The 20,933-nt window shown below is 67.4% G+C and carries 20 protein-coding genes; 12 read left to right on the plus strand and 8 right to left on the minus strand.

Going from position 1 to position 20,933, the window contains the following annotated elements:
- Nucleotides 1-108 precede the first annotated feature (108 nt).
- The 4 genes from ABIB28_RS11270 to ABIB28_RS11285 all read left to right on the plus strand — a co-directional run bounded on the left by ABIB28_RS11270 (nt 109) and on the right by ABIB28_RS11285 (nt 5,201).
- The gene (locus ABIB28_RS11270; RefSeq protein ID WP_354288201.1) at nt 109-1,614 is read left to right on the plus strand and encodes an NAD(P)/FAD-dependent oxidoreductase; all 1,506 of its coding nucleotides are present in this window, start codon (nt 109-111) and stop codon (nt 1,612-1,614) included.
- Nucleotides 1,611-3,374 (plus strand): hypothetical protein, encoded by a 1,764-nt coding sequence (locus ABIB28_RS11275; protein ID WP_354288202.1) that lies wholly within the window; start codon nt 1,611-1,613, stop codon nt 3,372-3,374. Before ABIB28_RS11270 ends, ABIB28_RS11275 begins: the two co-directional genes overlap by 4 nt.
- Before the next feature lie 400 nt (nt 3,375-3,774).
- A complete protein-coding gene (locus ABIB28_RS11280) occupies nt 3,775-4,404 on the plus strand; it encodes a response regulator transcription factor (protein WP_354288203.1) in 630 nt (209 codons plus the stop codon).
- A 605-nt stretch (nt 4,405-5,009) separates the two neighbouring features.
- Nucleotides 5,010-5,201, plus strand: a complete 192-nt coding sequence (locus ABIB28_RS11285; RefSeq protein ID WP_354288204.1) for a hypothetical protein — start codon at nt 5,010-5,012, stop codon at nt 5,199-5,201.
- Here ABIB28_RS11285 and ABIB28_RS11290 read toward each other — a convergent pair.
- Entirely contained in the window at nt 5,186-6,679 is a 1,494-nt protein-coding gene (locus tag ABIB28_RS11290; RefSeq protein WP_354288205.1) for a DUF4403 family protein, read from the minus strand. The genes ABIB28_RS11285 and ABIB28_RS11290 overlap by 16 nt on opposite strands.
- 139 nt (nt 6,680-6,818) lie before the next feature.
- Between ABIB28_RS11290 and ABIB28_RS11295 the strand changes: the two genes are divergently transcribed.
- Both ABIB28_RS11295 and ABIB28_RS11300 read left to right on the plus strand, forming a co-directional pair.
- Nucleotides 6,819-7,853 (plus strand): polysaccharide deacetylase family protein, encoded by a 1,035-nt coding sequence (locus tag ABIB28_RS11295; protein ID WP_354288206.1) that lies wholly within the window; start codon nt 6,819-6,821, stop codon nt 7,851-7,853.
- 13 nt (nt 7,854-7,866) lie between these two features.
- A complete protein-coding gene (locus ABIB28_RS11300; RefSeq protein WP_354288207.1) occupies nt 7,867-8,634 on the plus strand; it encodes a glycoside hydrolase family 75 protein in 768 nt (255 codons plus the stop codon).
- Between the two features lie 36 nt (nt 8,635-8,670).
- On the opposite strand, the gene ABIB28_RS11305 is transcribed toward ABIB28_RS11300, so the two are convergent.
- From ABIB28_RS11305 to ABIB28_RS11315, 3 genes are read right to left on the minus strand one after another with little or no spacing between them, the layout of a single operon-like run.
- Nucleotides 8,671-9,138 carry a RidA family protein gene (locus ABIB28_RS11305; RefSeq protein ID WP_010183131.1) on the minus strand — a complete coding sequence of 156 codons (468 nt, stop codon included), beginning with the start codon at nt 9,136-9,138 and terminating at the stop codon, nt 8,671-8,673.
- The gene (locus ABIB28_RS11310; protein ID WP_322160816.1) at nt 9,135-9,779 is read right to left on the minus strand and encodes an HAD family hydrolase; all 645 of its coding nucleotides are present in this window, start codon (nt 9,777-9,779) and stop codon (nt 9,135-9,137) included. The genes ABIB28_RS11305 and ABIB28_RS11310 overlap by 4 nt, the downstream gene beginning before the upstream one ends.
- Nucleotides 9,776-10,057, minus strand: coding sequence for a DUF3572 domain-containing protein (locus ABIB28_RS11315; protein ID WP_133191712.1), 282 nt, complete (start codon nt 10,055-10,057; stop codon nt 9,776-9,778). Before ABIB28_RS11315 ends, ABIB28_RS11310 begins: the two co-directional genes overlap by 4 nt.
- A gap of 36 nt (nt 10,058-10,093) precedes the next feature.
- Between ABIB28_RS11315 and ABIB28_RS11320 the strand changes: the two genes are divergently transcribed.
- A complete protein-coding gene (locus ABIB28_RS11320; RefSeq protein WP_133191713.1) occupies nt 10,094-10,456 on the plus strand; it encodes a response regulator in 363 nt (120 codons plus the stop codon).
- Between the two features lie 189 nt (nt 10,457-10,645).
- On the opposite strand, the gene rpmG is transcribed toward ABIB28_RS11320, so the two are convergent.
- Complete coding sequence (gene rpmG, locus ABIB28_RS11325) at nt 10,646-10,813, minus strand: 50S ribosomal protein L33 (RefSeq protein ID WP_010162189.1); 168 nt, start codon at nt 10,811-10,813, stop codon at nt 10,646-10,648.
- 261 nt (nt 10,814-11,074) lie between these two features.
- Between rpmG and ABIB28_RS11330 the strand changes: the two genes are divergently transcribed.
- Entirely contained in the window at nt 11,075-11,638 is a 564-nt protein-coding gene (locus ABIB28_RS11330) for a TMEM165/GDT1 family protein (protein ID WP_354288208.1), read from the plus strand.
- Between the two features lie 101 nt (nt 11,639-11,739).
- Complete coding sequence (locus tag ABIB28_RS11335) at nt 11,740-12,231, plus strand: Dps family protein (RefSeq protein ID WP_354288209.1); 492 nt, start codon at nt 11,740-11,742, stop codon at nt 12,229-12,231.
- Nucleotides 12,232-12,285: 54 nt separating this feature from the next.
- Here the strand turns inward: ABIB28_RS11335 and ABIB28_RS11340 are convergent, their stop codons facing one another.
- The gene (locus ABIB28_RS11340; RefSeq protein ID WP_354288210.1) at nt 12,286-15,675 is read right to left on the minus strand and encodes an error-prone DNA polymerase; all 3,390 of its coding nucleotides are present in this window, start codon (nt 15,673-15,675) and stop codon (nt 12,286-12,288) included.
- A 57-nt stretch (nt 15,676-15,732) separates the two neighbouring features.
- Between ABIB28_RS11340 and ABIB28_RS11345 the strand changes: the two genes are divergently transcribed.
- Both ABIB28_RS11345 and ABIB28_RS11350 read left to right on the plus strand, forming a co-directional pair.
- Nucleotides 15,733-16,005, plus strand: a complete 273-nt coding sequence (locus tag ABIB28_RS11345; protein ID WP_133191718.1) for a type II toxin-antitoxin system Phd/YefM family antitoxin — start codon at nt 15,733-15,735, stop codon at nt 16,003-16,005.
- Nucleotides 16,002-16,412, plus strand: coding sequence for a type II toxin-antitoxin system VapC family toxin (locus tag ABIB28_RS11350; protein ID WP_165954558.1), 411 nt, complete (start codon nt 16,002-16,004; stop codon nt 16,410-16,412). Before ABIB28_RS11345 ends, ABIB28_RS11350 begins: the two co-directional genes overlap by 4 nt.
- A gap of 8 nt (nt 16,413-16,420) precedes the next feature.
- Here the strand turns inward: ABIB28_RS11350 and ABIB28_RS11355 are convergent, their stop codons facing one another.
- Nucleotides 16,421-18,043, minus strand: coding sequence for a Y-family DNA polymerase (locus tag ABIB28_RS11355; RefSeq protein WP_354288211.1), 1,623 nt, complete (start codon nt 18,041-18,043; stop codon nt 16,421-16,423).
- Between the two features lie 592 nt (nt 18,044-18,635).
- Nucleotides 18,636-19,340 carry an ImuA family protein gene (locus tag ABIB28_RS11360; protein WP_189677196.1) on the minus strand — a complete coding sequence of 235 codons (705 nt, stop codon included), beginning with the start codon at nt 19,338-19,340 and terminating at the stop codon, nt 18,636-18,638.
- Between the two features lie 248 nt (nt 19,341-19,588).
- Here ABIB28_RS11360 and ABIB28_RS11365 point away from each other — a divergent pair, with 248 nt between their 5' ends.
- Nucleotides 19,589-20,887: a thiamine pyrophosphate-dependent enzyme gene (locus ABIB28_RS11365; protein WP_354288212.1), complete on the plus strand. Its 1,299-nt coding sequence runs from the start codon at nt 19,589-19,591 to the stop codon at nt 20,885-20,887.
- The last annotated feature ends 46 nt before the right edge of the window (nt 20,888-20,933 follow it).

The raw sequence follows: 20,933 nt of genomic DNA on the forward strand, positions 1-20,933 counted from the left end.
CTCCACGACCGGGTGGCAGGCAGAAGACCGAATCTTACCGGATTTTAACCACACATTAGACTTTCGCAGCCAAACCGACCGGCGAAGACACTCTTCGAAGGGATTTCCATGCACCGCGACCAGCCCGTCGATGTCGCCATCATCGGTGCGGGCCCGGCCGGCCTGACGGCCGCGTATCAGCTCACCAAGCTCGGCTATTCGGTGACGGTGATCGAAAAGGATCCGACCTATGTCGGCGGGATCAGCCGGACGGTCGAGAAAGACGGCTTTCGCTTCGATATCGGCGGGCACCGCTTCTTCTCGAAGTCGAAGGAAGTCGTCGACCTGTGGAACGAGCTGCTCCCCGACGATTTCATCGAGCGGCCGCGGATGAGCCGCATCTATTACGAAGGCAAATTCTACAGCTATCCGCTGCGCGCGTTCGAAGCGCTGCGCAATCTCGGCATCTGGCGCTCGACGCTGTGCATGGCGAGTTATGCGCGCTGGAAGCTGCGGCCGCACAAGGAGGTGAAGTCGTTCGAGCAGTGGGTGGTCAACCAGTTCGGCCACAAACTCTATTCGATCTTTTTCAAGACCTATACCGAGAAGGTGTGGGGCATGCCGTGCGGCGAGATGTCGGCCGATTGGGCGGCGCAGCGCATCAAGGGGCTGAGCCTCGGCGGCGCGGTGCTCGACGGGATCAAGCGCTCGCTCGGTCTCAACAAGCGTCGCAACGACGGCATGGCGGTGAAGTCCTTGCTCGAAACCTTCCGCTATCCGCGGCAGGGGCCGGGCATGATGTGGGATGCCGCGCGCGATCGCGTCGTCGAAGGCGGCAACCGCGTCGAAATGGCGACATCGCTCCACCAGCTCAGCCATGACGCCGCGACGGGCCGCTGGCGCGTCGCGGTGCAGCGTGACGGCGAGATCCGCACGCTCAACGCCGGCCACGTCATTTCCTCGGCGCCGATGCGCGAACTCGCCGGACGGATCCATCCGCTGCCCGAGACGCTGCCGCTCGCGCTCGACTTGCGGTATCGCGACTTCCTGACGGTGGCGCTGATGATCAAGGCCGACGATCTGTTTCCCGACAATTGGATTTACGTCCACGACCCCCGCGTGAAGGTCGGCCGTGTCCAGAATTTCCGGAGCTGGTCACCCGAGATGGTGCCCGATCCGACGCTCGCTTGCGTTGGGCTCGAATATTTCTGCTTCGAGGGCGACGGCATCTGGTCGTCGAGCGACGCCGATCTGGTTGCGCTCGCGACCGCCGAACTCGCCACGCTCGGGCTGTGCGATCCGGCCTCGGTGGTCGGCGGCGAGGTCGTGCGGCAGGAAAAGGCCTATCCCGTCTATGACGACGCCTATCGCGCCAATGTCGATGCGATGCGCGCGGAGCTCGAGACGCGTTACGACACGCTGCATCTGGTCGGGCGCAACGGGATGCACCGCTACAATAACCAGGATCACGCCATGATGACCGCGATGCTGACGGTGCGCAACATCGTCGCGGGCGAGCGGATCTACGATATCTGGGCGGTCAACGAAGACGCCGAATATCACGAGGCCGGTCACGACAGCGAGCAGGCCGCGCTCTCCAGTGTGCGGCATGTGCCCAAGCGGCTGGCGGCGTGACTCGCGAGCGGCTTTGGCCTTCGGTCCTGATCGGCTGGGCCATTGCCGCATGCGTTCTGATCTTCGTCTCGGTGCGGCAAATCGCGCATCTGTGGTTTCCCGATCCCGACGACGCGATGCGGCTGCTCGAGGTTCGCGACTGGCTGAACGGGCAAAGCTGGTGGGATGTCGGTCAGCACCGCCTGTGGGGCGGGCATTTCGCGATGCACTGGTCGCGGCTCGTCGATTTGCCGCTGGCGCTGGTCATGCTGGTGTTCGATCCGGTCTTCGGCCCGGCGGTCGCCAACCGGATCGCTTTGGTCGCGGTGCCGCTGGTGACGTTGCTCGCGGTGATGGCGCTCGGCGCGGAACTGACGCGGCGCGTTGCCGGGCTCGAGCGTGCCAAGCTGGCGGTGCTGCTGGCACCGCTTTCAGTCCCGCTGCTCGATCAACTCCGTCCGCTGCGGATCGACCATCACGGGTGGCAGGTCGTTTTTGCTTTGCTCGCGGTCACCGCGTTGTTGGCAAAGCCGACTGCGCGCTCGGGCGCGCTGGTCGGGCTCGCGCTCGCCGTTTTGCTGACGATCTCGCTCGAGGGGATGCCGATCACCGTCGCGATCCTTGGCGTCGCCGTGCTTGCCTGGGCGTTCGACCCGACGCGACGCCCGCAAGCGTTGGGCGCGGTATGGGCGGTGACGGGTTTGGTAACCGCGCTCCACGTCGCGACGCGCGGTCCGGCGATCTTCGCACCCGCTTGCGACGCGATCTCGCCCGCCTGGATCGTTGGGCTTTGTACCGCGACGCTCGGCGTCACGCTTGCGATGATGGTGCCGCGCGCGTCGCGCGCGGCGCGCGTGGCGCTGTTGGCAGTTGCGGGTGGAGCGGCCCTGGCAGTGCTCGGTATCCTCGCGCCCAAATGTCTGGCTGGCCCGTTCGCCGCGCTCGATCCGCTGGTCCGCAAATTCTGGTACGATAACGTTTCGGAAGGTCTGCCGGTCTGGCAGCAGACGCCCGGCGCGGCGCTCATGGCGATTAGCTTTCCGATTGTCGGGCTGGTTGGCGGCGTGTTCGCGTGGCGCGCGAGCGAAGGCCGCGCGCGCGCGCAATGGACGATGCTGCTGGCGCTCGCCGCGGGATCGCTCGTGGTGTCGCTGCTGGTGATGCGCTCGGGTGCGACCGCGAACGCGTTGGCGCTGCCGGGGGCGGCGTGGGCGCTCCATGCGATGTTGACGCGCGCGCGCGGGGTGCGATCGCTTATTCTTCGGACGCTCGCAACCGCGGGCTCGCTGGTCGCGGCAACACCTGGCTTGGCCCTTGTCGCGCTGCTGGGGGCGGGGGGTTCCTTCGGGTTGCAGGCCATACCGGCCGCGCCAAGACCCTTGCGGCCAGCATGCACCCATGGGCATGAGATGGCCGATCTCGCCCAATTGCCCCCCGCTCGGATTTTCGCGCCGATCGACGTGACCCCCAATGTGTTGGCCTGGACCCGGCACAGCGCGGTCGGGGCGGGCTATCATCGCAACATCGCGGCGCTCCACACCGTACTCGCGACGTTCATGGGCACGCCCGAAGCCGCGCATCGCCGCGTGCTCGCCAGTGGCGCGGCCTATCTCGCGGCATGCCCTGGTGAGAATGAAACCGAAATGTACAAACACGTGGCGCCCAACGGGCTGTGGGCACGGCTCGAACGTGGCGAACGGATCGACTGGCTCCAGCCAATTCCGCTTGCGGGTTCGCCCGTTCTGGTGTGGCGCGTAGTCCCCGACCCGCACCACCCATAGACGCGCCCCCATAACCGCCTAGCAGGATCTGTCGCCACGCGCCGATCCACTGTCGCCGCGACAGATCCGATAGGGCAGGCGGGCGGTATCCGACGCAGATCCGGAAATCTGCGTAGTGCGCGGTGCCGCGCAAGTTGCGTACGATCGTACCAACCAGAACCGAAGCGGTGCCAAGTGAGGCGGAGATGTCGATTTTGTATGTATGGCATAGCTTTTGTAAGCCATCGCGAACATAAGAGCTGGTATAGTATAGAGATCATATAAACGCGTAATACTATATTTATTAACCTCATTAACAAATATGAATATTGGAACGTTGATCGCGGATTTTCCTTCCGTATTGGATATCCTCTGGGAGGACATGAAGCGCAGGGTTGACCGGTGAGGAGAGACTCCCGTGATGCGCAGCTGTTATATTGTCGATGACGACGATGCGACGCGCGCGTCGCTCCTGACCTTGGTCGCCGCGCGGTTCGATATCGTGGTGCAGGGGTTCATATCGGGCGACGCCTTTCTGCGCCGGGTGGCGGATCTCGACCCTGGCGTCGTGCTGCTCGACTATAGCATGCCGGGACGCAACGGCATCGAGGTCGTGAAGCTGCTGACCGATCAATATCCGCAAATGGTGCCCGTCATGCTCACCGGGAAGGGCAGCACGCTTGCGGCGGTCGAGGCGATGAAGGCCGGTGCGCTCGATTTCCTCGAAAAACCCTATGATCCCGAAGCGCTGTTCAGCGTGATCGAGGCGGCGTTCGATCGGGCTGGGGAAATCGTGCAGGCGGCCGAGAAGGCGCGGAATGCGGCCGAACGCCTCGCGCGGCTGTCGCCGCAGGAAAGCAATGTGCTGCGCGGGCTGATCGCGGGCAAGCGCAACAAGATCATCGCTTACGAGCTCGGGCTCAGTCCGCGCACGGTCGAGATCTACCGCGCCAACCTGATGGCCAAGCTCGATGTCCATAGCCTGTCCGAGGCGCTCCGGATTGCCTATGCCGGTGGTTGGCTCGACGCCGCGCGCGCCGGATTCACCTGACCGACGCAGCGCGCAGCGCGTAGCGGTGCGGTCAGGCGGCGGCCTGCCCAGTCCTGCCGATCGTCGACAGCCTTCGCCGTTGTCGCGCAGCATCAGGCTGGTGTGGCGGTCGACTGACCGGCCGAAGCGGTACTATGGTATTTTTCCTAACGCGACGCCGGCCGCTCGACGCGCGAAACTCTTCAAAGAAAAGAGGCGTTCGCGGGGAACATTCGGTGCCGCACGGAAGCAGGTCGAGCGTCGTCGCGCGCAGATACGCCATGGCTGCGGATCGGCACTTGGGGCCGCCGCCCACCCACCGCATCGGTGGCACGCCGCCGCCCCCGTCGACCGTGTCAGCGACGCTCGGCCGATGGGTCTGAGCGCCGGTCTCCAAAAATTGGTGCTGCGCCGCCGAATCGCGCGCGGCCTTGCTATAATGGAATCGGGAGCGGCGGTGTTCACCACCGACCCGTGTCCGGTCCGCCCCGGGACATCCCCTTGATCCCGGACTGCGGCGAAGACCAGCCCCGGTGGAGCAACTACCCCTTGTCCACCACCGGGGCTGGCATTCGGAACCGCGGGTTCACGCTCAATCAGGGCTGGATCCAGGAGCGCCCGGCGGAATGAAAACGCGCGACCACCGCGTGGCGACGCACATGCCGGCCCCGCTGAAGCATGGCCTGTCCTGCGTGGACGTGACGGTGCTGAACGTCTCGCGCGGCGGGCTGATGCTCGAACTGCACAATCCTCCAGCGTGTCGAGCCCCAGCGCTCGACGCCCAGGGCGATCGCGCGGCCGATCAGCGTGGCCGATAGGCGATCGAGGCTTGGCCGACAGCATGGACCGGCATGAACAGCCCCTTGCCGGTCACCGCCAGCGTACCGTTCTCGACGCGCGTGACGTCGGCCGACAGCACGAAATCGCCTTCCCGGCGTGACCCGATCGCTTTGCGCGCAGCGGTCAGCACCTTGACGTAATCGGGCGCGAAATCGTGCGAGAGCCCTTGCGCGATGCTCTCGCGGATCGACCCGTCCTTGAACACCGCGATCAGCAGATTGGTGATCTCGCTGTCGGTATCGGTGGCGATCGTCACGTCGCGGACGCGCACCAGCTGCGATCCCGGGACGTTGTACGGGATCGCGGTCAGCCACACCTCGCCCTTGGTCGCGAGCAAAGCGTTCTGGCGCGCCTTGGCCTTGGCGACGATGCCGACCGCAAGGTGCCCGCCGGTCGTCGCATAGACCGTGACCTTGCCGAATTCGACGTCGACCGGGCCGATCCCGGCGAGCGTGATCCCCTTCTGCGCGCGCTTGCGCAACGCGCGCTCGACCACCGGCTCGAGCTGCGCATAATCGGCGAGCACCGGGATGAAGAAATTGAGCCCACGCTGCCCGATTTTCCGCGCGGGCGGGGGCAGCGGGGTCGCGACCGGGTCGGCCGGGCGATCGCCGACAAAGGTCTCGGTCAGCGCGTCGGCCGCCAGCGTCAGCGTGAGCGTCCGCCGATCGATGCTATAGCCGCCGACGCCGAGCTGCTTGGGCGTGATCCGCATCCACGCGGGCGGGCGCTCGCGGTTGAGCTGAATCGCGGTGAAGCCCTGCTGCCACGCGCTCGCGAGCTTGGCGCGCAGCTTGAGCTTGTTGAGCTCCTGCGGGAGCGTCTGTTCGAGCTTGGCGACCACTGGCTTGAGCCGGGCATCGGCCTTGCTCGCGAATTCGATCCGCTGGCCGAGGAAATCAATCCCCGGCGGGGTCGTCCAGTCATAGGCGATCGACACCTTGGCGCTCGGCGTCCAATTGCCGACGACCGACAGCCGCGCAACCGCTTGGACGATCGCGTCGCCCGTCGCGGTCTTCGAAACCACCCCGCCGACCTTCTTTGCCGCGATCGTCGCATGAATCGGCATGGTGATCGTCAGCTGGTCGCCGCGCCCGCCGAGCACGAGCTTGCCGCGCCGCACGTCGCCGACGATCCGGCAGCCGAGCTTGGGGACGACCTTGACCTTGGCGATGCCGAGATCGACGCGCTTTGCCGCGACACACGAATCGAGCTGCTTGTCGATTTGCCACAAACGCTGCGGAATCTGCGTCTCGAGTGCGCGCTGCAGATCGTCGAGCGAGCCCGAGATCGGCACCACGATCGATGACGTCTGCAACGGAAAGTCGGGCGCGGTGTCGACGCGCGGCGGGGCAGGGGAATGAACCGAGCGGCTGCACCCCGCCGCGAGCAGCAACGCCGCACCGGCAGCCCAGCGGATTGACCGTATGCTACGCTGTTGCTGTTTCCTGCTCATCCCCGGCATTACGCGCTCGCGTCCTTTCGGTTCATTTCGCGGGGGCTTGTTTCGCTTGCCGCCGACGCCACATTCGCAGTCGTTGCCACGCTGATCGTCCTCGATACGGCGTTATCCTTTCCGCCGTAGCAGGATCCGCATGGTCGAACCTCGTTTCTCGGGCGTATTTTCCGCCTTGCGCGCTTTCCGGCCTCGTGCGCGCAGCGGATGCCTCGCGGTCGCCGCGCTGATGGCCGCGACGGCAGCGCCGCTCCACGCCACGGGGGTCGCGATCACCGTCGACGATTTGCCCGTCTACGGCCGTTTCTGGACCGCGGCCGAGGGCAAGGACGTCACCGACCGCTTGCTCGCGGGAATGCAGCGCAATCACTGGAAGGCGACGGGCTTCGTCAACGAGATCCAGCTCGATGCCGCCGACCGGCCCGCGCGGATCGCCTTGCTCGAGGCGTGGCTCGATGCCGGGATGGATCTCGGCAACCATACCTATTCGCATCCTTCGCTCACCAAGACGCCGGTCGAGACCTATATCGCCGACGTCGCGCGCGACGAAACGGTGACCGCGCCCTTGCTCGCTGCACGCGGACGGCGCGAGCATTGGTTCCGCTATCCCTTTCTCGAGACCGGGACGACGCAGGCGGTGCGCACGCGCTTCGAGGGCTGGCTCGGCGAGCATGGCTACCGCGTCGCGCCGGTGACGATGGAGAATAGCGACTGGCAGTTCGCCACGCTGTACGACGCTGCCATCGCGCGCGGCGACGTGGCGGCGGCGGCACGGGTCCGGCAGCAATATCTGACCTTCACGCGCGAGATCGTCGCCTGGTACAAGCAGGCCGCACGCACCCTGTTCGGGCGCGAGCCGAGCTTCGTCTTCCTGCTCCATGCCAGCCGCCTCAACGCCGCGAGCATCGACGCGCTCGCCGCGATCCTGCGCGATGCGCGGCTGCGACCGATCACGCTCGATGCGGCGATGCGCGATCCGGCGTATCGCACCGCCGACCATTATGTCGGGCCCGACGGCAACGAATGGCTCGAACGCTGGTCGCAGACGCTCAACAAGCGCTTGCCGTTCGAGACGATGCCGCGCGTGCCCAAGGCCGTCGTCGCGGGCGATGCGCGGCTCGAGGCGATCCCGGATCCGCACGCTCCGGCGAGCGTTAGTCCGGCGCATTCGTGAGCGACGAGGCATGATGCTGCGTACGCTTTTGCTCGGTCTGCTCGCGACCGTCACGCCGCCGGCAGCGCAGGCCGCCGGCGCGCCCGCCACGGTCGATCTCTCCGCCGGCCAGTCGCTCGACGAAGCGTACCGGCAGGAGTTCGGGCTGTGCGACGCGAAGGACCGCTTTCGCGGACACCGCGTCCACGGCTGCCGCAACGATCCCAACGCGGTGACCACGCTGCGCCGGCTGCCCGACGGGACGATCGCCTATGTCTCGAAACTGGCGGTCGATCTCGACGGCTCGCCCTTCGCGTGCAGCCCCGCGCATGGCGCGATGGACCAATGCCCGACCGCACTGATGCTCCCTGACGGGCACGGCGGCGAAGTGCCGGTCGATGCCGATCGCATCCCCTATGTCGTCATTCCGTGGGAGGGGCCGTCGGACGTCGAGGGGCAGTTCACCGCGCTGACCGGGGTCAAGGCGGGCGATTTCGGCTATGTCGTCCATGACGGCGTGACCGTGCCCGTCATCGTCGCCGACACCGGGCCGTTCGAGAAACTGGGCGAGGGATCGATCGCGCTGCACCGCGCGCTCGGCCGCGAACTGTGCGCGAAACGCAACATGGCGGGCGTGTGCGTGCGCGTCGTCGATCCGATGGAGAGCATCCAGGGCGACGTCGTGACGGTACTCTTCCCCGGCAGCGGACGTGACGACCTCACACCGGCGACGATCGCGCGGACGATCCCGGTCGAGGTCGCGCTGCTGCGCGCGCAGGCGTCGCACCGCAGGAACGGCTAGGAAGGAAATCCTCCCCCTTGCGGGGGAGGATAAAAATTACAGCGTCGAGATCTGCACGATCGCGTCGACTTCGACCGCCGCGCCGAGCGGGAGCGCGCTGACGCCGACCGCGCTACGCGCATGCTTGCCGGCCTCGCCGAACAGCTCGACCATCAGGTCCGACGCGCCATTGGCGACCTTGGGCTGGTCGGTGAAATCGGCGGTCGAATTGACGAACACGCCGAGCTTGACGATCCGCTCGACGCGGTGGAGCCCGCCGAGCGCCGCCTTGATCTGTGCGACGAGCATCAGGCCGCACGCCTGCGCCGCCTTCTGGCCGGCCTCGAGATCGACCCCGTCGCCGAGCCGGCCGGTGACCAGCGTGCCATCGATGAAGGGCAGCTGCCCCGAGATATGCAGCAGCCCGTGCGCGTCGACTGCGGGCACATAGGACGCGACCGGCGCGGCGGGGGCTGGAAGCGTCAGGCCGAGGTCGGCGAGCTTGCGGTCGATACGGTCGGTCATGCAGAAGTCCTTTCAGATGAGGCGGTGGCCGGCACGCCGGCGGTGAAACGATCGGCGATCCAGGCGTGCGCCGCCTGCCAGTCGTCGATGCGCACATGCGCATCGGGCGCGGGTGCAACCTGGGGGGCAAGATCAGGCTCCGACACCATGTGGAGCCGGAACACATCAGGCGCATGCTTGGCGACCGAGGTGTGATGCACGGCGAGATCGTCGACGAACACCGTCACGGGATTGCCGAACTCGGCGACCAGCCGCGCGACGGGGTCGCCCTTGCCGCCCTGATTGGTCTCGACGCGGTACGGCATGTCGTGGCCGAGCAATTGCGCGATGCGCGGCTCGCGGTTGGCGTCGGTGAGGTTGGTGAGGATCACCACGTCGGCGACGTGCGACAACGCCGCGAGCGCTTCGCGCGCGTGCGGCACGAGCGTCTGGCGGCCCATCTCGGCGGGGAAGAAGCCGTGGAGGAGTTCCCACATTTCCTCCTGCGTCGGCTTGGGGCCACCGCCGCGGCGCGTCATCGCCGCGAAATCGCCGCTCTCATGCGCGAAGTCGATATCGTGCGTCTCGCGCAGCCACACGCCGAAGTGCCGCACCATGTGCAGCAGCACCTCGTCGCAATCGCAGATCAGCAGGCCCTTCATTCGTAATACTCCGGATCGAGCGCGGCGCGCGCGGCGACGATGGCTTCGGGCCGCTCGCCGATCCCCTCGGCGCAGGCGAGCAGGTCGGGTTCGTAATTCTCGAGGAAACCGAGCACTGCCGACAGCACCGCGGGTTCGCTCGCGCGGGCGCGCAGATCGTCGGGGGTGAGGCCGGTCGTATCGAGCAAGCGTTGCGCGCGATCTTCGTCGCCGAGCGTCCAGACAAGCGCGTTGAGCGCGATTTGGGTCGGGTCGGTATTTGTCACTGCGCTGCGCATTGGGTAGGACGTCCCATGGACCAAGGAATGGCGGGCGTGGCAAAAAGGGTGCTCGTTGTCGAGGACAACGAACTCAACCTGAAACTTTTCTGCGACCTTTTGCGCGCGCATGAATATGCGACCGAGGGCGTGCGCGACGGGCGCGAGGCGGTGGTGCGCGCCCGCGCCTTCGCGCCCGATCTGATCGTAATGGACATCCAGTTGCCGCACGTCAGCGGCTATGAGTTGATCCAGCAATTGAAGGCCGATGCGACCTTGCGCGCGATCCCGATCATGGCGGTGACCGCCTATGCCGGGCGCGAGGACGAGGAGCGGATCCGCGCGGCGGGGGCCGACGCCTACGTGTCGAAGCCGATCTCGCTGATGCGCTTCGTCGATTCGGTCGCAGCGTTGCTGTGACCTTCTAAGCCCCTCCCCTTCAGGGGAGGGGTTGGGGTGGGGACGTTTGATCTCGTGAGCGCTCTCTGCGAGGCACTTCCCCACCCCCAACCCCTCCCCTGAAGGGGAGGGGCTTTTAGGAACGCGAAAAAGGCCGCCGGGCATATGCCCGCGGCCCTGATCGACGCAACCGGCCTTGCGGCCAGCGGCTTACTTGATCTTGGCTTCCTTGAACTCGACATGCTTGCGCACGACGGGGTCGTACTTGCTGAAGCTCAGCTTCTCGGTCTTGGTGCGCGGGTTCTTCTTGGTGGTGTAGAAGAAGCCGGTGTCTGCCGTGCTGACGAGCTTGATCTTGACCGTGGTCGGCTTTGCCATGACCTGAATTCCTGTGATCTGAAAATGCAAAAGCGGCGAACGAGCCGCCGCTTGAAGCCCTGCCCGATGGCGGAACAGGCCATGGATGTCAAGCGCGCACGCCGATTCGCGCGCAGTTAAGCCGCCCTTTATGCCTTGCGGCTTAGCCCTGTGCGGCGAAGGGGCAACAGCGTATGCACGCGGCATGTGGGGCAATCGATCGGAGCGGACAAGCAGGCGGCGTGCGAGTCGTGCGATTCGCGCGGCGGAACGGCTGAGCGCATGGACGCGCTGATGGCCGCGCTCGTCGCGGCGCTGTTCACCCAGGCGAGCGATCGCACGCCGTGGACCGCGGCGCTGCTCGGCGATCGATACGCGAGCAAGGCCGCGGTGATCGCCGCGACCGCGCTCGCGATCGCGCTCGGCAATGCGATCGGCGTGGTCGGCGGGGTGATCGTCGCGCCGATGCTCTCGCCCAATGCGCGCGACCTGCTGCTGGCGTTCGCGTTGCTCTCGGCCGGCGCATCGGGCTGCTGGCCGCTCAAGCCGCCCAAGCTGCGCGACTGGCGGCTTGGCACGTTCGGCTCGAGCCTCGTCGCGGTCGGGATGCTCGGTTTCGGCGATCGCACGCAATTCATCACCGCCGCGCTCGCCGCGCGCAGCACGACGCCGGCGCTCGCCGCGGTCGGCGCGACGATCGGCGCGATGGTCGTGCTGGTACCCGCGATCCTGCTCGGCACGCGCGGGCTGCGGAAGATCCCGACCACGGCGCTGCGAGTCGCCGCGTCGGTCGCCCTGCTGATTTCCGGCGCCGTCCAAGGGCTTGGTGCGCTGCGGCTGATCTAGTGCGGCGATCGGTCTGATCGCATTTTTGCCTGCGCGGGGTGGGACCCATTGCGCCAGACAATCGTTGCTGCATCGAATCAACTTTTTCAGGAGTGCACCCCATGGTTGCCAAGGCGCTGAACACCCCGACCGACCTGCAGAGCAATGCGACCAAGACCGTCGCCGAGGCGCTCAACGGCGTCCTCGCCGATTCGTTCGCGCTGTTCTTCAAGACCAAGAATTTCCACTGGCACATGTCGGGCCCGCATTTCCGCGACTATCACCTGCTGCTCGACGAGCAGGCGGCGCAGATCTTCGCCGGCACCGACGATATCGCCGAGCGCGTCCGCAAGACCGGCAACACCACGCTCCGCTCGATCGGCGACATTGCACGCCATCAGACGATCACCGACAATGACGCCGAGTTCGTCGCGCCGGCCGCGATGCTCAAGGAATTGCGCGACGACAATCTCAAGCTGGTCGAGGCGCTGCGCGAGGCGAAGGACATTGCCGACGAAGCCAAGGACAATGCGACGAGCGCGATGATCGACAATTGGACCGAAGATGCCGAGCGTCGCGCGTGGTTCCTGTTCGAGACCGGCAAGACCGCCTGACGTTGGGGCTCTCGACTCCCCTCCCGGAAAGGGAGGGGAGGAGGGTTAGGCGCGCTAGTGGAAATCGTGGCTGCGGACCGGAATAAGGTCTGCATCCTCCTTCCCACCCGCCCGCGGCGGCCAGCTTTCCAGTGCGCGCTGCGCCGGCGGTTTCCAGTCGGGCTTGCGGTCGCGCGGGTCGATCGTGCCGCCATGCGTCGCGCCGTCGCCCGGCATGGTGAGGCGCGGCAAATCGAGATCGCCGATCTGGCGGAGCATCCCCGTCAGATCGATGATGCGATCGGCGATGACGTGGATCGTCCCGCTTTCGCTCTGCACGCGCCCGCTGATGCCGAGCATCGCCGCGCCCATCACGACGCGGCGCTGCGCCTCGAACCGGTCGGGCCACAGGATCGCATTGGCGATTCCGGTCTCGTCCTCGAGCGTCACGAACACCACCCCCTTCGCGCTCCCCGGGCGCTGCCGCACCAGGATCAGCCCGGCGACCTCGACGCGGGTGCCGTCCTTCATCCCGCGCAGGTCGCCGCACCGCGTCACCCGTCGCCGCTCGAGCTCGCCGCGCAAAAAACTCAGCGGGTGCGCGCGCAGCGACATCTGCGTCGCGCGATAATCCTCGACCACCTCGCGCCCGGCGGTGAGCGCCTTGAGCGTCACGCTCGGCTCGGTCGGCGATTCGATCGCGGCGAACAGCGGCAGCGGCTTCTGCCCGAGCGCCTTGACCTCCCACAAAGCCTTGCGGCGATCGATCCCGAAGCCGTGAAAGCCATCGGCCTGCGCGATCTTCTCGAGCGTCAGTAGCGACACGCCGGCGCGACGCCAGACATCCTCGATCGACGCAAACGGCCGATCGCCGCGCGCGATGAGGATGCGGCCCGCCTCGGCGCCCGAGATGCCGAGGATGATGCGCAGGCCAAGGCGGAGGGGCAATGTCTCCCCTCCCGCTCGCGGGAGGGGCTGGGCTCGCGCTCCATTGCAAGCGGTACCGTCTGATACGCCGGTCGTGCCCACCCCTCGGTCCCCTCCCGCAAGCGGGAGGGGAGGAAGCAGGATCGTATCCCACTCGCTCCGGTTGACGCACACCGGCGCGATCCGCACCCCATGCTCGCGCGCATCGCGTACGATCTGCGCCGGCGCGTAGAACCCCATCGGTTGTGCGTTGAGCAACGCCGCGCAGAACACGTCGGGGTGGTGGCACTTCATCCAGCTCGACGCATACGCGATCTTGGCGAAACTCGCGGCATGGCTCTCGGGGAAACCATAGCTGCCGAACCCTTCGATCTGCTTGACCAGCCGCTCGGCGAAATCGAGCGAAATGCCGTTGCCGAGCATGCCGTTGATCAACTTGTCGCGGAATTCGCCGACCCCGCCGGTCATCTTGAAGGTCGCCATCGCGCGGCGCAGCCGGTCGGCCTCGCCGGGCGTGAACCCCGCGCCGACGATCGCGACGAGCATTGCCTGCTCCTGGAACAGCGGCACGCCGAGCGTCTTCTTGAGCACGCCCTCGAGCGCGGCATTGGGATATTCGATCTTCTCCTTCTGCTCGCGCCGCTTGAGATAGGGGTGGACCATGTCGCCCTGGATCGGCCCCGGCCGGACGATCGCGACCTGGATCGCGATGTCGTAGAATTCCTTGGGCTTCATCCGCGGCAACATCGACATCTGCGCGCGGCTCTCGATCTGGAAGGTGCCGAGCGTGTCGGCCTGCTGGATCATCGCATAGGTAGCAGGGTCGTCGACTTGCATCTCGGGGCTGTCGAGCCGGATATCGACGCCCTTATGCTCGCGCAGCAGATCGAAGCTGCGGCGCATGCACCCCAACATCCCGAGCCCGAGGATATCGACTTTCATCAGCCCGATTTCCTCGATGTCGAGCTTCTCCCACTCGACCACGCGGCGGTCGATCATCGCGGCGGGCTCGACCGGCACGAGTTCGTCGAGCCGGTCGTGCGACAGCACGAAGCCGCCGGGATGCTGCGACAGGTGCCGCGGCGTGCCGATCAATTGCGTCGCGAGCTCGAGCGTCAGCGCGAGCCGCGGCTCGGTCGCATCGAGATTGAGCGCCTCGACATGCTCGAGCGGGACGCCGTCGTTCGACCAGCCCCACACTTGCGATGCGAGCGCCGCGGTCATGTCCTCGGGCAAGCCGAGCGCCTTGCCGACCTCGCGCACCGCGCCGCGCGAGCGATAGCGGCTGACGACCGCGGTCAGCGCGGCATGGTGCTGGCCATAGGTCTCGTAGATCCACTGGATCACGTCCTCGCGCCGCTCATGCTCGAAATCGACGTCGATATCGGGTGGCTCGCGCCGCTCGGTCGAGATGAAGCGCTCGAACAGCAAGGTATGGACGATCGGATCGATCGAGGTGATGCCGAGCACGAAGCAGATCACCGAATTGGCCGCCGATCCGCGCCCCTGGCACAAAATCCCCTGGCTGCGCGCGAAGCGGACGATCGAATTGACGGTGAGGAAATAGGGCGCATAGCCCATCGTCTCGACCAGCCCGAGCTCGTGTTCGAGCAGTTTGATGTATGCGGGCGGCGGCGCGCCCCGGAAGCGGTCGGACAGCGCGTCGCGCGCCATCGTCGCGAGCGCATCCTGTGGCGAGCGCTGGCTGATCACGACTTCGTCGGGATAGCGATACTGATCCTTCAATTCGCGCAGCGAAAAGGTGCAGCGCTCGACGATCGCCTCGGCCGCGGCGAGCGCGCGCGGATGGTGCTTGAAGCGCCGCGCCATCTCGGCGGGGCCCTTGAGGTGCCGGTCGGCGCTGCGTTCGCGCGCATGGCCGAGGTCGTCGATCGTGCAGCGGTGGCGGATCGCGGTGACGACGTCCTGCAACATCCGGCGCTGCGGCACGTCATAGAGCACGTCGCCGGTCGCGAGCGGGGTCAGGCCATAATGCTGCGCCTGCGCATCGAGGCTATGGAGCCGCTGCGCATCGCCGGGGCGGCGGTGCTGCGTCAGGCAGAGATGGCCGCGATTGCCGAACACGTCGGCCATCCAGCGCAGCGCTTCGGCATCCTCGGCATAGGTTTCGGTCAGCCCGGGAACCAGTGCTGCGACCAGCCCCTCGGCATGCTGCGCGACATCCTCCCAATGCAGGAAGCATTGCCCCTTCTCGCCCTTTTGCGGATCGGCGCGGCCCTTGCCGAGTGTCAGCAGCCGCGTGAGCCGGCTCCACGCCGCGCGATCTTCGGGCCAGACGAGCACCGACGTCCCGTCGACCAGATCGAGCCGGCACCCCGCAACGAGCCGGATCGGGCGGATCGCCGACAGTTCCTCGGTCGCGACCAGTGCGCGCACCACGCCGCCGACCGAGTTGCGGTCGGTCACCCCGATCGCCGGCATTCCCGTCAACACCGCGGCCTTGACGAGATCGTCGGGCGACGATGCGCCGCGCAGGAAACTGTAATGCGTCGTCACTTGCAATTCAGACCAGATCATTGCCCGAATCTGACGAAGTGACTATAAGAAGTGACCAGTTCGGCAGGAGCAAAGCCCATGACGAAGATGATCGGCGCGGCGGAATTCAAGGCCAAATGCCTGGCGATCCTCGACGAGGTCCAGGCAAGCGGCGAATCGATCACCATCACCAAGCGCGGCAAGCCGGTTGCGACCGTGTCGGCGGTGGCCGAAAAGACCGCCCCCGTGGCACGGTTCGGTATGATGAAGGGGTCTGTGACATGGGCACCCGGAGTAGACCCTACCGCCCCGGTCGATCCCGACTGGGAAGCGGAGTGGGAGGCCAACAATCCTGCCGAGCTGTATCGGTGATCCTGTTCGATACGCACGTCCTGATCTGGTTCGCCGATGGCGACCCGCGCCTCGGAAAGGTTGCGGGAAACACCGTGGCCGACGCGATCGGATCGGGGGAGGCGCTCTTCGCCGCGATCAGTATGTGGGAAATCGGGATGCTCGTCGCGCGGCGCAACGTGACGCTCGCCATGCCGCCCGAGATTTGGATCGAGCGTTTGGTGGAGGTAGGGCTCGTCATTGCCGACATGACCCGCCAGATCGCGTTGGACGCGGGGAGCCTGCCGCGTGAGATCCACGGCGACCCGTGCGACCGGATCATCATGGCGACCGCGCGAGCGTACAATTGCCCGCTGCTGACCGCCGATACCCGCCTGCTCGACTATGGCCGCGAGGGGCGCCTCAAGGCGATCGACGCGCGGCGCTGAGCCGCCGCTCATCCGAACGATCCGTGCATGAACCAGGCGAGATCGCCCGTCTCGCCGCGCTCGCCATCGCCGCGGCGGAACAGCCAGAAGCGGTGACCGGCCTCGTCCTCGACCTGGAAATAGTCGCGCACGCTGTGGCGCTCGGTCCCGCGCTTCCACCATTCGCCCAGGATCCGCTCGGGGCCATCGGCGCGTACCACGCGGTGCGCCATGCCGCGCCAGGTGAAGCGCTTGGGCGGCTGGTCGGGGAGTTCCGCCAGCACATGGTCGAGCAATTCGGGGCGGTGCAGCAGTCGCACCGGGCGTGGCCAGCGCGAGTCCCACGGGTGGAGCGCGACCGAGCGATCGAGCTGGCGGACATCGTCGGGCTTGAGCTTTGCCGCCGCGCGCGCCGGCGGATCGAGCGGCGGCGCGGCGGCGATCGAGCGTTCGGGCACGTCGCTCTCGACCGGGATCGTGCGCCACAGCGCGTGGCTGCCGATGCGGTTGGCGAGCGTGTCGATCAGCGGCGCGAGGTCGGGCGCCTGGTCCTCGAGCGTCTCGGCGAACGCCTCGGCGCCGAGCGAATCGGCACGGCGGACGTGGAGCGCGAGCGCATCGATGCCGTAGCCCGGCGCGATCTCCTCGATCCGCCGCAGCGTCAGCCGCAGCAGATGCGCGCCGTCGCGCGTCGGGCGGGCGAGGCCGATGCGGAGGCGCTGCGGCACGCCGTCGATCCGGTCGGCGACGAGCTCGACCGCGCGCGCGCCGAGCCCGGCCTGGCCGAGTGCGGTGACGAGCCGCGGCATCAGCTGGCCGAGCCAATGTTCGATCGCCTCGGCGGTGGCGATCGGTTCGGCGAAGCGCTGCACCACGCCGATCGGCTCGGGCACGGGCACGGGGTCGAGCGGTTCGGGGAGCCGCCCGGTCGCCTGGTCGAGCCGCGCGACGAGCGCGCCGCCGAAACGCCGCGCGAGCGGCGCGCGCGGGAGCGCGGCGAGCTGGCCGATCGTCTCGATGCCGAGCCGCTTGAGCAGCTCGATCGCGCGGCTGTCGAGCCGGAGCGCGCGGGTGGGCAGGGGGGCGAGCGCGTCGATATGGGCGGCGGGCGGGCAGATCAAAACGCCGTCATCCCCGCGAAAGCGGGGATCCCGCTTCTTCTCCACCGCCGAAGAAGAATCGGGGCCCCCGCTTTCGCGGGAGTGACGGGGGGTAGGGGCAGGCGAGACCGCAAACCGCGCGAGCGCCCACGCCGCGCCCGGCGTATCCGCCACCGCGACGCGCGCGGTGAAGCCGAGCCGCGCGAGGATGCGCACGATCCGCCGCGCCATCGCCGCCTCGCCGCCGAACAGATGCGCGACGCCGCTGATATCGAGGAACAGCCCGTCCTCGCCCGACGGCATCACCACTGGGCACCAGCGCCGCGCGGCAAGCGTCGCAAGGCGCAGCAAAGCGGCGCGGTCGCCGTCGGGATCGGCCGGGCGGATGTCGAGTTCGGGCACCAGCGCGCGCGCCTGCGTCACCGCCATGCCCGGCACGAGCCCGAGCGCACGCGCGGCAGGGCAGGCGGCGGCGATGACGAGCTGGTTGCCGGATTGGAGCGAGGTAATGCGGGGCGGCGGGGGCGATTCTGCCACACTGTCTTGCGTCACCCCGGCCTTGGGCCGGGGTCCACCCGTTACCGCACCCTGCCGCCCGAGTGGAGGCGTGGACCCCGGCACAAGGCCGGGGTGACGGAGGGGGGGGCACGGGGCAGGCGCTGGTGCTTGTCCTTCCCCTTCCCCCCCTGGAAGAGCGTCAGCTGAGCAGCGCCCCGCGCATTTCAGGCCATGCCGGGGGCATGGTCGATCGGGCGCTGGGACGGGGGTGGAAGAAACGTGCGGCACCCCTTTACTCCCCTCCCTGGAAGGGAGGGGTAGGGGGTGGGTCGGCCTAGGGCGGGCGTTGCCCTCGCCGCGGGCCGACCCACCCCCAGCCCCTCCCTTCCAGGGAGGGGAGGCAGAAGAAGCCACCCGCGCATCGCGCAGCGGAGCGCGACCCTCGTCGGGCGGCATCGCCTTGAAGGGATGCGGCGCAGCTTCGCTCACGCGTCCCGCGCTGCGATGGCGCGCGTTCGCGTCGAGTTCCCCGCTCCGTGCCCAGCGCGCGCCAGGCCGCCAGCCGCCACCGCGCGGCACCGAGCACGCCACCGCCTGCTCGCGCGCGACGGCCTCGGCGAGGCCCTGCGGATCTACGCTGGCGCCCTCAAGCGGCGCGGCTGAGCGCTCGGCCTGCGCCAGCCGTTCGATCGACCAGTCGGGCAGGTAGAGCGAGGCGACCCGTTTCATCGCATGCCTCCATCATCCAATCGGCGGATTCGCCGCCGCGTTGGCGGACCAGCTCCACCTGCCATCGCGCCCGCCCGACGCCCGCATCGCCGACCGGCAGCGGTGCCGAGGGCGCCGAGGCGATTCGCCAGCGCGTCATCGCCGCCGAGGGCACGGCGAGCGGATTGCCACCCTCCCGCGCATGGCGTTTCATCAGCAAAGCGATCGTCTTCCCGCCCTCGGCGGCAAGCTGCAGCCGCCGCGTATTGGGCATCGCCGCGCGCTTGACCTCGCCGACCACCGCGCCGAGCCCGCGATGCCGCAGGCCCTCCTCCATCAGCGCGAGCAGCTCGGCATCGTCGCCCGCCTCGGCATAGATCAGCCGCCCCGGCGCGAGCCCCGCCTGGTAGAGCCCCGGTGCGAACAGGTCGCGCCGCCGCACCACCCACAGCACCGGCCCCCAGGCGCGCGCCGCGATCCCTGCCATGAACAAGGTCGCCGCCGCATCGTCCGACGGGGCAGGACTCGCCGCGGAAATCTCGTGGAGCGAATCGAGTCGCAGCCCGCCCGGCGCGAGCCGTTCGTCGATCGGCGCGATCCCGAAAGGCAGCACCGGGCGCCGACGCAGCCCGTCGCTTTCCACCTTCTTGAGGCTTTCGCGAAGCTCGGCGATGATGGCAGGACAGGACACGGGCACGACTCACTTGAAGCATCGTTCCTATTTTGTTCTCTTTGTCGCTGCAGAGTCAAGCTGGTCCGTCATCCCCGCGCGACGGGTCGTCGCATTCCGTGACAAACGCCCCCTCGCCAAGCGCGTTGAAATTTTATAACAAGGCTCGAAGAACGATTCCGCCTGTCGGTCACAAGCCAGGCACGCGTTGTGGAGAGTATATGGCGACCGACCGAGTCCCCGATCATTTGAAGCCCAATCTTGCGCCATTGTCGCTGTACGTGCCCGAACCCAAGTTCCGGCCGGGCGATGCGGTCGATTTCACGCAGGTGCCGATCCCGCCCGCGGGCAAGGCGCGTCGCCCCGATCCGGCGGATGCGGCCGATACGTTCATCGATCTCGCGTTCGATCTGGTGCGCGTGCTCGACGACGAAGGCCAGGCGGTCGGCCCGTGGAATCCGCGGCTGTCGCCCGACACGCTGCGCGCGATGCTGCGCAGCATGGCGTTGGTCCGCGCGTTCGACGAGCGCATGTTTCGCGCGCAGCGCCAAGGCAAGACGAGCTTCTACATGAAGTGCACCGGCGAGGAGGCGGTCTCGGTCGCCGCCGCGCATGCGCTCGATTATGAAGACATGTGCTTCCCGTCGTACCGCCAGCAAGGCCTGCTGATCGCGCGCGGCTGGTCGATGGTCGACATGATGAACCAGATCTATTCGAACACCGCCGACCGGCTGCAGGGCAAGCAGCTGCCGATCATGTATTCGGTGAAGGAAGCCGGCTTCTTCTCGATCTCGGGCAACCTCACCACGCAATATCCGCAAGCCGTCGGCTGGGCGATGGCGAGCGCCGCCAAGGGCGACACGCGGATCGCGGCGACCTGGTGCGGCGACGGATCGACCGCCGAGGGCGATTTCCACTCGGCTTGCACCTTCGCCAGCGTCTACCGCGCGCCGGTGATCTTCAACGTCGTCAACAATCAGTGGGCGATCTCTAGCTTCTCGGGGTTCGCCGGTGCCGAATCGACGACCTTCGCGGCGCGCGCGGTTGGCTATGGCATCGCGGGCCTGCGAGTCGACGGCAACGACGCGCTCGCGGTCTATGCCGCAACCTTGTGGGCGGCCGAGCGGGCGCGGACCAACCAGGGGCCAACGCTGATCGAGCATTTCACCTATCGCGCCGAAGGGCATTCGACCTCGGACGATCCCGGCCAGTATCGCTCGGCGGGCGAGCCGACCGCGTGGCCGCTCGGCGATCCGATCAAGCGCCTCAAGGACCATCTCATCGCGCTCGGCGAATGGGACGAGGAGCGGCATGCGGCGCAGGACAAGGAATTGGCCGAGCAGGTCAAGGCCGCGCAGAAGCAGGCCGAGACCAACGGCGTGCTCGGCCACGGCCTGCACCAGCCGCTCGATACGCTGTTCGACGGCGTGTTCGAGGAAATGCCGTGGCATTTGCGCGAACAACAGGCGCAGATGATCGCCGAGGAAACCGCGAGCGGCCGGCCATGGGCGCACAAGTGATGGGTAGCGTTCAACCCTTCGGCGTCACCCTCGCGAGCGCGAGGGT

Source organism: Sphingomonas sp. UYEF23, assembly GCF_040546165.1.
GTDB lineage: Bacteria > Pseudomonadota > Alphaproteobacteria > Sphingomonadales > Sphingomonadaceae > Sphingomonas > Sphingomonas glacialis.